This is a genomic window from Clostridium sp. AF23-6LB, assembly GCF_003461085.1.
GTDB lineage: Bacteria > Bacillota > Clostridia > Lachnospirales > Lachnospiraceae > Coprococcus > Coprococcus ammoniilyticus.
Genome location: NZ_QTWK01000003.1, coordinates 304,962 through 317,081, shown reverse-complemented (window position 1 = coordinate 317,081; position 12,120 = coordinate 304,962). Strand labels below are relative to the sequence as shown.

The window sequence follows — 12,120 nt, the reverse complement described above, 5'->3', positions numbered from 1 at the left end:
TGATAATGTGGAAGGAGGCGTACAAATTGGCTGTAGATCAAACAGAAGCTATGATTGCTGCGATAAAGGCACAGCTTGAAAAAGAAAGAGCCGCTGAAGCTGCAAAGCAGAAGAGACTGGAAGAAGAGCAGGCACTGAAAAATCTGAGCAGTAATAAAAAGAAGTCTTCAGATAGTGGAAGCAAGAGCCAATATAAGACTTTGTCTGCTGAAGAACTTGCGCGTATTGAGGAGAAGAAACGACGTAAGAGAGAAGAAGCATTGGGTATTGTTCATGAGGATAAGCCTGAAGAGACAGAGAACAACGAAGCAGAAACTAATAAGCCAGATACAAATAAAGAGGCAGAGGGTGAAGCAAAAGAAGCAAAGACAGAGGATAAGAATGACAAGCAGAAAATGCCGAAAATCAGTCTTAACCTTGGTGGTATTGCCGATGAAGGCCTTGGCGGCCTTGGCGGCGGTTTAGGAAGCGGACTGGGAGAAGGTCTCGGTGGCGGACTTGGCAGCGGTTTAGGAAGCGGACTTGGTGGCGGACTTGGCAGTGCACCTTCAGAAGGCGGATTGTCCGGAAAAACAGAGGACGCAGGCAGTGGCCTTGGTGCTTCATTAAATATTAAAGGTAAGGTGGATGATTCCCTTTCACCTAGTAAAGTTGGTGAAACAGAGAAACAGACACTTACAGATGATTCTGTACGTTTTGATGAGGATGATATGTCTTCTGTTGCTGCAGATGATGCAGAATGGACACCAGGAAAGAATGTTGAGGTAAAAGAAGTAAAGACACCAAAGGGTAATGATAAAAATGGCGACTTGTTCAGTATTTTACCTGACAGAAACAAAAACGCATCTGATGTTTCGTCCATGTATGATATAGATGATGATGACGATGATGATGATTTCCTTGGTGCCGGCATTAAGAATCTGTCAAATATAGATGAGACAAGTGAAGAAGAAGCAGCACGGATCAAGGCAGAAGAGGAAGCTAGGAAGAAAGCAGAAGAGGAAGCTAAGAAGAAGGCAGAAGAGGAAGCTAAGAAGAAAGCAGAGGAAGAAGCCAAGCGTAAAGCTGCAGAAGAAGAAAACCGTAAGAAAGTAGAGGAAGCCCGCAAGAAAGCTGCTGTAGAAAAAGCAAAGATCGAGGCTGAAACAAAGAAGAAGCAGGCAATCGAACTGGCTGAACGGAAAGCACAGGACGCAAAGAATGTTGTTGAGACCGCTCAGAAGACCATTGCAGATTCAGAGAAAGAAGAAAAAGAATTAAAACTTCAACTGGAAGAATGTGCAAAGAAGAAGGCTGCTTATGATGACAAGGTAAAGGCTGAATTTGATGCAAAGAAGAAGGCAGATGAAGAACTCCTTGCAAAAGAAGATGCAGAGCTGGATTCAAAGGTAACTTCGATCAAGAAAGAGATTGAGGATACAAACAAAAAGGCACAGAATGAGTCTGATAAGGTATTAAAGGAATGCGATCCTGAAACCATTAAGACAAAGATCATCAATGATGCGCAGGCTGTTGCAGATGCAGCGATCAAGAAGCTGGCAGATGCAAAGAAGGCAAATATCGAGAAGCATGAAGCTGAATATGCGAAAGCATGTAAAGATGCTGAAACATCATCAACCAAGCTTGAGGAAGATAAGAAGAAAGCAATTGAAGCTGCTAAGAAGAAGAAAGAAAAGCAGAATGACAAAGCTAAGAAGCTGATGGATGATGCAGAACAGAACAAGCAGCGCGCTGGCGTTATCTTTACAGATTCAAAGAAAGCAGAAGAAGAGGCAACATCAAATCTTAAGAATACAACTGAGATGGAATCTGAGTCATTGAAGGCGCTTGCAGGACTTGAAAATAAACTTGCTGAAAGTGAGACCAAGTTAAAGACTGCAATGAACAATAATGATTCCGCAGCAAAAGCAATAGATACAGCAAAGAAAGCTTTAAAGGATGCAGAAGCAAAAGAAGCAGAAGCATTAAAGAAACTGGAGGAGGCAAGATCTGCAAAGGCAGCGGCTGAAACCAGAATTTCCAAGGGCGAGGCTGATAAGAAGAAGCATCAGTCTGAAATTGATACGCTTAATGAAGAGAAGAAGACTACAAATGCAGATATTGCAGAAACAAAGAAGAATGTAGAATCCTTCAAGGCTGCAAAGGCAGAGGCACAGCAGGCTTTGGATGCTGCAAAGAAGTCGGTAGTTGAAGCGGAAGATCTGCTTTCAAAGGCTGAAAATGCAGAGGAAGAAGCTGAACAGATTCTGGAAAAGGCTAAGATCGAAGAAGAAGTTGAGATCCAGAATGCCGAAAAGACTGCAGCAGATGGTAAAGATAATCTGGAAAAAGAAAAGAAAGCCAGAGATGATGCGCATGAGAAATTCCTTGCAGATGAGGAAGAAAAATATGCAACAGGAGAGGCTGCAGAACTTGAAAAGGTTCAGTCTGCTGCAATGACGGCAGAAAAAGAAGCTGCTGATTCCCGGAAGAAGGCAGAAGAAGCTGCAAAGAAGTTGCTGGATGCTGCAAAGAAGAAAGAAGAAGAATTAAAGAAGAAGATTGCGGATCTTAAGACGGAACAGGCAGAACGTATTGTAGCTAGAAAAGCTGCAGATGAAGAAGCAGTTAAGAAAGCAGAAGAAAAGAAGAAACATGATCTTGATTCTCTGTTAAAAGAAGAGATCAGTACAAAGAAGCAGTTAGAAGAAGTTACAAGCAGAGCTGCAGCGGCAGCAAAAGTGCTTGAAAAAGCAGTTAAGAAGGAAGAGGAAGCAAGAAAACAGGCGGAACTCTTGAAAGCCGGAAAACTGGATGAAGCTGCAAAGATTGATGTTTCATTAGAAGCAACAGATGAAGCTGCTGTAGAAGCAGAACAGAGTGAGATCAATCAGGAAATGAAGAAAGCATTACCTGCAGAAGCAAAATATCTGTATAAATATCTGTGTGTAAATCCTGCGGGAGCACAGATTGTAAATGTTCTTCAGGCTATGAAGGTTGATCCAAAGAGGTCAAAGAACCTGGTAATCCTTGGATTACATGGATTTGGTTCTGCCAAAATCGGAGAAGATTTTGCAGAGTGCTATTATGACCTTGGCTTCTGTACATCTCCTGCAAAGGCAAAAGTAAAGGCAAAAGTAATCAACAGTGGTAAACTTGCAGGTGCAGTTACAAAACTGAAGGGTGGCTGCCTGATCGTTGAGAGTGCCGGATTGATCACACCGGAGCGTTTCAAAGAAATGGTTGATCTTTGTTCCACAGAAAAGAATGATGTAAAAGTTATTCTTACCGGTGAAAAAGTTGCACTCAGCAAGATGCTTGCAGATAATATGACACAGGCGAGAAGTTTCAATAACAGAGTATATTTCGATCAGATCAAGGAAGAAGATTTGATCGTCATTGCCAAAGAATATATCATTGAAAAAGGTTATAAGTATGAAGATGGTATTGATGGCAATATTAAAAATGTACTTATGGCAATGGAATCTGGTAATATTGACAGATTATTGACAGCTATCGATGAAGCAATCGAACGTGCAGATGCAAGAAATGCAGAAGCAAAGAAAGTTATGAAGACGGATATAAAATAAGAAAGAAAAATAGCAGTCGTATGATTGTATTTTCCAGCTTATATTTTGGTTGAAAAAAATGGTGCCAATGTTTATAATATTTATTATTGTAAACTTGGCACTTTTTTGTGCGGTGATGAGGCAAGATTTGTATTTAAAGTAGATTTTGACAACTGCCGCGATAACTTTAGAAACAAACAAAAATTTGTTTCTTATAGTTGTTAACTTTAAGGAGATATAAGATAGTATGGATATTGGAGTAGATTTGGGAACCTCAAATGTGCTGGTATATGTTAAAGGTCGTGGAGTAGTCATCAACCAGCCATCTGTTGTAGCATATGAAAAAAACTCAAAGCGCATTATTGCGATTGGAAATAAAGCGAAGAAGATGATCGGGAAGACACCGGAGTCAATCGAGGTCGTAAGACCGCTTGTAAAGGGAGTTGTTTCAGATTATACCGTTACAGAGCGAATGTTAAAAGTATTTATTCGTAGCGCGATGGAGAAACGGACCGGAGTTGGCAGACCGAAAATCTGTGTCTGCGTTCCGAGTGGGGTAACGGAGGTTGAACGAAGAGCGGTCGAGGATGCGGTCTACAGGACGGGTGCAAAAAGTGTCTATGTTATGGAAGAACCGCTTGCGGCAGCAATCGGTGCTGCTGTTGATATTGAAGAAGCGAAAGGAAATATGGTCGTAGATATCGGAGGAGGTACAACGGATATTGCGGTTATATCACTTGGTGGAGCAGTTGAAAGTCAGTCGATCAAAGCAGCGGGTGATGATTACAATGCATCGATGATCCGTTATATCAGAAGAAAGTATAATCTTCTGATCGGAGAACAGACTGCGGAGAAAGCAAAGATAGCGGTAGGATCGGTCTATGAGAGGCCGGAGGACATCACCTATGTTGTAAAGGGAAGAGATCTGATCAAGGGACTTCCAAAGGCGATCACGATCACCGCAAATGAGACAATAGAAGCATTTGCAGATACAACTTCTCATATTTTGACGGCAATTCATGGGGTACTTGAGACGGCTCCGCCGGAGCTGGTCGCGGATATATCGGTAAATGGAATTGTTCTGACCGGTGGTGGCAGCCTGATGTATGGAATGGATAAGCTGATCAAGGAAAAAACGGGAATTGATACGTATGTTTCGGATAAAGCGTTAGAAGCAGTTGCACTTGGTGCCGGTATGTCGGTTGATATTGCAGCAAGAAAAGAAGAAGCATAGAAAGCAGAGAAAAGAAAATGACAAATACACATAATTTTCTGCCGGTGAATAAAAAAGATATGATAGAAAGAGGATGGGAACAGCCGGACTTTGTGTTTATTACCGGAGACGCTTATGTGGACCATCCTTCTTTTGGTCCGGCAATTATCAGCAGAGTTTTGGAAGCACATGGATATAAGATCTGTATGATTCCACAGCCGGATTGGAAAGATGATAAGAGTATAGATGTATTCGGCAGACCAAGACTTGGTTTTCTGGTTTCCGGTGGCAATATGGATTCTATGGTCAATCATTATACTGTTTCAAAAAAACACAGAAGTATGGATTCCTATTCTCCCGGTGGAAAGATGGGGCTGAGACCGGATTATGCAACAGTGGTATATTGCAATCTGATCCGTAGAACGTATAAGGATGTTCCGATCATTATTGGTGGGATTGAAGCAAGTCTCAGAAGACTTGCACACTATGATTACTGGTCGAACAAATTAAAGCATTCAATTCTGATCGATTCACAGGCAGATCTGATTTCCTATGGCATGGGCGAACACAGCATGGTTGAGATTGCAGATGCGTTAGACAGCGGAATAGATGTCAGGGATATCACATTTATCAGAGGCACAGTCTACAAGACAAAAGATCTGTCCGGTGTAGAAGCTCCGGTGATCCTGCCTGATTATGCAGCACTTCAGGAAGATCGTTTAAAATATGCAGAAAGCTTTTATACACAGTATATCAATACAGATCCATATTCCGGAAAAGTGCTGGTGGAAGGATATGGCAACCGGGGATATGTTGTTCAGAATCCTGCGGCATATCCACTCACGCAGATGGAGATGGATGACGTATATGGGTATGATTACATGAACACCTATCATCCAATGTATGAAAAGGATGGGGGAATCCCGGCTATAGCAGAGGTGAAGTTCAGTCTGGCAAGCAACCGTGGATGCTTTGGCGGATGCAGCTTCTGTGCACTAACTTTTCATCAGGGCAGGATTGTTCAGACCAGAAGCCATGAATCAATCATTGAAGAAGCAAAGCACATGACGAAAGATCCGGAGTTTAAAGGATATATTCATGATGTTGGAGGACCTACAGCGAATTTCAGACATCCGTCTTGTGAAAAACAGATGAAATATGGTGTGTGTCAGAATAAACAATGTCTGTTTCCAAAACCATGTCAGAACCTGAATGCCAGTCATAAAGATTATGTTGAACTGCTCCGTAAATTAAGACAGATACCCGGTGTGAAGAAGGTATTTGTAAGATCCGGTATACGATTTGATTATCTGCTTGCAGATCATGATGATACCTTTTTACGGGAGCTTTGCCAGTATCATGTCAGTGGACAGTTAAGAGTTGCACCGGAGCATATCTCAGATAATGTTCTGAAGTACATGGGAAAACCATCCAATCAGGTATATGAGACATTTATAAAAAAATATGAGAAAATCAATGAACAGTATGGGTTGAAACAATATGCAGTACCGTATCTGATGTCATCACATCCGGGTTCTACTTTAAAAGATGCAGTCGCGCTGGCAGAATACATCCGTGATATCGGATATATGCCGGAGCAGGTACAGGACTTTTATCCAACACCATCGACAATCTCGACCTGTATGTATTACACAGGGGTAGACCCGCGAACGATGGAACCGGTATATGTGGCGAGAGATCCACATGAAAAGGCAATGCAGCGTGCACTGATCCAGTACAGAAGACCGGAGAATTATGATCTGGTAAAAGAAGCTCTGATAAAGGCGGGGCGGACAGATCTGATCGGATTCGAAAAGCATTGTCTGATAACTCCAAGAAAGATGGATAGGAATACTTCGGGACATAAAGATGTCCATAAAAAGAATCCGTCAGGACAGGCAACACGGAATCAGAATAACAAGAACAGTAATCATAGAAAACAGGATAAATCCGGTAAAAATTCAGGAAGTTATAAATTCGGGCAGGATAACAGAAACAGCAGAACCGGAAAACCTGCAGGACAAAATGATAAAAAATATCAAAAACAGAAAACAGGAAAGAAAAAACACTGATATTTTATATAAAATTAAGAAAATAACCAGAAATGAAAAAATAATGATTTCTAATGCGTGCATTTCATTTTTGGTTGCGTGGTACTTTCTTTTGTGCTAGAATGTAGCCAGAAAGTGTGCTGTTATGTCAATAATGGTCATTATTGTGCCATTTACAGCATGAATGTACCATGATATAACACTTACATTATAAAAAAATACGGAGGATTTCATTATTATGGCAAAGAAAATTGTATTAGCAGGCGCATGCCGTACAGCTATCGGTACTATGGGCGGATCATTAAGTACAACACCAGCTCCAGTACTTGGTTCAATCGTTATCAAGGAAGCTTTAAACAGAGCAGGAGTTCCTGCAGATCAGGTAGATCATGTATATATGGGTTGTGTAATCCAGGCAGGTCTTGGACAGAATGTTGCACGTCAGGCATCAATCAAAGCTGGTCTTCCAATTGAGACAACTGCTGTTACAGTTAACGTTGTTTGTGGTTCAGGTCTGAACTGTGTAAATATGGCTGCTCAGATGATCGAAGCAGGAGATGCTGATATCGTTGTAGCAGGTGGTATGGAAAACATGTCAATGGCTCCATATGCTGTAATGCAGGGACGTTTCGGATACAGAATGAATGATGGTAAACTTGTAGATACAATGGTACATGATGCTCTTTGGGATGCATTCAATGATTACCATATGATCAAGACTGCTGATAACATCTGTGAGCAGTGGGGACTTACTCGTGAAGAACTTGATGAGTTTGCAGCAAAGAGCCAGCAGAAGGCTGTAGCAGCTCAGGAGTCAGGTGCATTTGACGCAGAGATCGTTCCAGTTATGGTTAAGAAGAAAAAAGAGATGGTTGAGTTCAAGAAGGATGAGGGACCAAGACCTGGTACAACAGTTGAGACACTTTCAAGACTCAGAACTATCAATCCAAATGGTTTCGTAACAGCAGGTAATGCTTCAGGTATCAATGATGGTGCAGCAGCTATCGTTGTTATGAGCGAAGAAAAGGCTAAAGAACTTGGTGTTAAGCCAATGGCTACATGGGTAGCAGGTGCTCTTGGTGGTGTTGATCCATCTATCATGGGTATCGGACCAGTTGCTTCAACAAAGAAGGTAATGGCTAAGACAGGTCTTAAGATCGAAGATTTCGATATCATCGAAGCAAACGAAGCATTTGCAGCTCAGTCAGTTGCAGTAGCTAAGGATCTTGGATTTGATGTTGACAAGCAGGTTAACCCAAATGGTGGTGCAATCGCACTTGGACATCCAGTAGGAGCTTCAGGATGCCGTATCCTTGTTACACTTCTTCATGAGATGCAGGCAAAGGGTGCTAAGACAGGTCTTGCTACACTTTGTATCGGCGGTGGTATGGGCTGCTCAACAGTTGTTAAGATCGAAGACTAATCCGGTCGGCTGAAAAACCATATTACATTTCTATATAAGGAGATAAACGATGGAATTTGTAACATATGAACAGGACGGATTTGTTGGTGTTATCACTATTAATCGTCCAAAGGCATTAAACGCATTAAACAGCACAGTTCTTGAAGAACTGGATGCAACATTCAAAGCTGTTGATCTGAATACAACAAGATGTCTTGTACTTACCGGTGCAGGAGAGAAATCATTTGTAGCAGGTGCAGATATCGGAGAGATGTCAACACTTACAAAGGCTGAAGGCGAAGCTTTCGGTAAAAAGGGTAATGACGTATTCCGCATGATCGAGACATTCCCAATCCCTGTAATCGCAGCCGTAAATGGATTTGCACTTGGTGGTGGATGTGAGATCTCCATGAGCTGTGATATCAGAATCTGTTCTGAGAACGCAGTATTTGGTCAGCCTGAAGTTGGCCTTGGAATCACACCTGGATTTGGTGGAACCCAGAGACTTGCCCGTCTTGTAGGTGCAGGAATGGCAAAGCAGCTGATCTACACAGCAAGAAATATCAAAGCTGATGAAGCATACAGAATCGGTCTTGTAAATGCTGTGTATCCATTAGAGGAGTTATTACCGGCAGCTAAGAAGATGGCTTCTATCATCGCAGCAAATGCTCCGATTGCAGTTCGTAACTGTAAGAAAGCAATCAATGATGGATTACAGGTTGATATGGATCAGGCAATCGTTGTAGAAGAGAAATTATTCGGCGATTGCTTCGAGACAGAGGATCAGAAGGCAGGAATGGGCAACTTCCTTGAGAAAGATAAGGAAAAGAAATTAAAGGTTGTTCCTTTCCAGAATAAATAAATCAACAATCTTGATATTGATGTTTAGGGTGGTTATTTTGAAATCGAAATCAACCATCCTAAATGTTTGATATACCAAAGTGAGCATGTCAAACGAAACGTATATGAATTTCTCATGTTTGCTTAAAAATAATTTTTAGGAGGATATTAAAATGAAAGTTGGCGTTATTGGTGCAGGAACCATGGGTCAGGGAATTGCTAAGGCATTCGCTCAGGTTGATGGATATGAAGTAGCACTTTGCGACATTAAGCAGGAATGGGCTGAAGGCGGTAAGGACAAGATCGCTAAAGGTTATGCCAGACTTGTTGAAAAAGGAAAGATGACACAGGAGAAGGTTGATGGTATTCTTGCCAGCATCACTCCAGGTCTTAAGGAAGACTTATGCGCAGATTGTGACCTTATCGTAGAGGCTGCTTTCGAGAATATGGAAGTTAAGAAGACAACATTTTCTGAGCTTGACAAGATCTGCAAGCCAGAGTGTGTATTTGCATCAAATACATCTTCACTTTCCATCACTGAGATTGGAAATGGTCTTACCCGTCCTATGATCGGTATGCACTTCTTCAATCCAGCTGACAGAATGAAGCTTATCGAAGTTATCGCAGGTGTTAACACACCGGCAGAGACTGTTGATAAGATCGTTAAGATCTCAGAAGAGATCGGTAAGACACCTGTACAGGTAAATGAAGCTGCCGGATTTGTTGTAAACAGAATCCTGATCCCAATGATCAATGAAGCTGCATTTATCAAGATGGAAGGTGTGTCAGATATCGCTGGTATCGATTCAGCTATGAAACTTGGTGCAAATCATCCAATGGGACCTCTTGAATTAGGTGATTTCGTTGGCCTTGATATCTGTCTTGCTATTATGGATGTACTCTATAACGAGACAGGCGACAGCAAGTATCGTGCATGTCCATTACTTCGTAAGATGGTACGTGGCGGCAACCTTGGTGTTAAGAGTGGTAAGGGATTCTATGTATACAATGCTGACCGCACAAAGACACCAGTTGATGCTCAGTAATTGACTGATAAATATATTTATGGAGGAAGAAATAGAATGGATTTCGCTTTAGACAAGAAGTATGAAATGGCGCAGAACTTATTCAGAGAATTTGCGCAGAATGAAGTAAAGCCTCTTGCTCAGGAAATTGATGAAAATCACAGATTCCCTAGAGAGACAGTAGAGAAGATGGCAAAGTATGGTTTCTTAGGAATACCTGTTTCTAAGGAAGATGGTGGACAGGGTTGTGATCCTTTAACATATGTTATGTGTGTTGAGGAACTTTCAAAGGTTTGTGGTACTACTGGTGTTATTGTTTCCGCACATACATCTCTGTGTGTAGATCCAATCCAGACATACGGTACACCAGATCAGAAAGCTAAGTACCTCCCAGATCTTGCTTCCGGTAGAAAGCTTGGCGCATTTGGTCTTACAGAGCCGGGTGCTGGTACAGATGCACAGGGTCAGCAGACAAAGGCTGTTCTTGATGGTGATGAGTGGGTTCTTAACGGATCTAAGTGTTTCATTACAAATGGTAAAGAAGCAGATGTATATATTATCATTGCAGTTACAGGTACAATTGAAAAACGTGGTAGAAAGCAGAAAGAGATTTCAGCATTTATCGTAGAAAAAGGCACTCCGGGATTTACATTCGGAACAAAAGAAAACAAGATGGGTATCTGTGGTTCATCCACATATGAACTTATCTTCACAGATTGTCGTATTCCTAAGGATGCACTTCTCGGACAGAAGGGCAAGGGATTTGGTATTGCAATGCATACACTTGATGGTGGTCGTATTGGTATCGCAGCTCAGGCTCTTGGTATTGCTGAGGGTGCTCTTGATATCACAATCGACTATGTTAAGGAAAGAAAGCAGTTTGGTCGTTCAATCGCTCAGTTCCAGAATACTCAGTTTGTACTTGCTGATCTTGCAACAAAGGTTGAAGCAGCTAAGTTACTGGTATACAAGGCAGCTAAGAAGAAAGAGCAGTATCAGGCTGATCACAAGACTTCATACTCTGTAGAAGCTGCTATGGCTAAGCTGTATGCTGCAGAAGTAGCTATGGAAGTAACAACAAAGTGTGTACAGTTACACGGTGGTTATGGTTATATCAAAGAGTATGATGTAGAACGTATGATGCGTGATGCTAAGATTACAGAAATCTACGAAGGAACTTCAGAAGTTCAGCGTATGGTTATTTCTGCAAACTTATTAAAATAATTAGGAGGTACTTAACGTGAAGGTTATAGTTTGTATAAAGCAGGTACCTGATACAAAGGGTGGCGTTCAGTTTAACCCAGATGGTACATTAAACAGAGGAGCAATGCTTACAATCATGAACCCTGATGATAAGGCAGGTCTTGAAGCTGCACTTAGATTAAAGGATCAGTATGGAGCAGAAGTTACAGTTCTTACAATGGGTCTTCCAAAGGCTGCAGATGTTCTTCAGGAAGCAATCGCTATGGGCGCTGACAAGGGCGTTCTTGTAACAGATCGTGTTCTTGGTGGAGCTGATACATGGGCTACATCAACAACAATCGCAGGAGCACTCAGAAAGCTTGATTATGATCTTATTATTACAGGTCGTCAGGCTATCGATGGAGATACAGCTCAGGTTGGACCACAGATCGCTGAGCATCTTGGAATTCCAGTTATTTCATATGCACAGGAGATCAAGGTTGACGGAGATTCCGTAATCGTTAAGCGTCAGTATGATGATGGATATCATATGTTAAAGGCTAAGATGCCTTGCCTTGTAACAGCACTTTCAGAGTTAAATGAGCCTAGATACATGACTCCAGGTGGAATCTTCGATGCAGTTAATGCAGAGATCACAACACTTGGCAGAGCAGACCTTGTAGATGTTGATGATTCAAACCTTGGTCTGAAAGGTTCACCAACAAAGATTGCAAAGGCTTCCGATAAGGTAAGAAAGGGTGCAGGCGAGAAGGTTGTACCTGATTCTCCAGATGAAGCAGTTAGCTATATTGTTGGCAAGTTAAAAGATAAGCATGTAATCTAATATAGTAAAGGAAAA

At 41.7% G+C, this 12,120-nt stretch carries 8 protein-coding genes; all 8 read left to right on the top strand.

Annotation, left to right across the window (positions count from 1 at the left end; all coding sequences use genetic code 11):
• Positions 1–26: 26 nt before the first annotated feature.
• The 8 genes from DWY07_RS08485 (at position 27) to DWY07_RS08450 (ending at position 12,105) form a co-directional block, all read left to right on the top strand.
• On the top strand, positions 27–3,569 hold the full coding sequence (locus tag DWY07_RS08485; RefSeq protein ID WP_226801004.1) for a hypothetical protein: 3,543 nt from the start codon (positions 27–29) through the stop codon (positions 3,567–3,569).
• A gap of 226 nt (positions 3,570–3,795) precedes the next feature.
• Positions 3,796–4,782, top strand: a complete 987-nt coding sequence (locus DWY07_RS08480) for a rod shape-determining protein (protein WP_021943771.1) — start codon at positions 3,796–3,798, stop codon at positions 4,780–4,782.
• Positions 4,783–4,799: 17 nt separating this feature from the next.
• The gene (locus DWY07_RS08475; protein WP_117807632.1) at positions 4,800–6,833 is read left to right on the top strand and encodes a YgiQ family radical SAM protein; all 2,034 of its coding nucleotides are present in this window, start codon (positions 4,800–4,802) and stop codon (positions 6,831–6,833) included.
• Between the two features lie 217 nt (positions 6,834–7,050).
• Entirely contained in the window at positions 7,051–8,235 is a 1,185-nt protein-coding gene (locus tag DWY07_RS08470) for an acetyl-CoA C-acetyltransferase (RefSeq protein WP_008400709.1), read from the top strand.
• A 49-nt stretch (positions 8,236–8,284) separates the two neighbouring features.
• Positions 8,285–9,076 carry an enoyl-CoA hydratase-related protein gene (locus tag DWY07_RS08465; RefSeq protein WP_008400710.1) on the top strand — a complete coding sequence of 264 codons (792 nt, stop codon included), beginning with the start codon at positions 8,285–8,287 and terminating at the stop codon, positions 9,074–9,076.
• A gap of 151 nt (positions 9,077–9,227) precedes the next feature.
• Positions 9,228–10,100 carry a 3-hydroxyacyl-CoA dehydrogenase NAD-binding domain-containing protein gene (locus DWY07_RS08460; RefSeq protein WP_117822690.1) on the top strand — a complete coding sequence of 291 codons (873 nt, stop codon included), beginning with the start codon at positions 9,228–9,230 and terminating at the stop codon, positions 10,098–10,100.
• 36 nt (positions 10,101–10,136) lie between these two features.
• On the top strand, positions 10,137–11,303 hold the full coding sequence (locus tag DWY07_RS08455; protein ID WP_008400712.1) for an acyl-CoA dehydrogenase: 1,167 nt from the start codon (positions 10,137–10,139) through the stop codon (positions 11,301–11,303).
• 16 nt (positions 11,304–11,319) lie between these two features.
• Positions 11,320–12,105, top strand: a complete 786-nt coding sequence (locus DWY07_RS08450) for an electron transfer flavoprotein subunit beta/FixA family protein (protein WP_008400713.1) — start codon at positions 11,320–11,322, stop codon at positions 12,103–12,105.
• Positions 12,106–12,120: the final 15 nt, after the last annotated feature.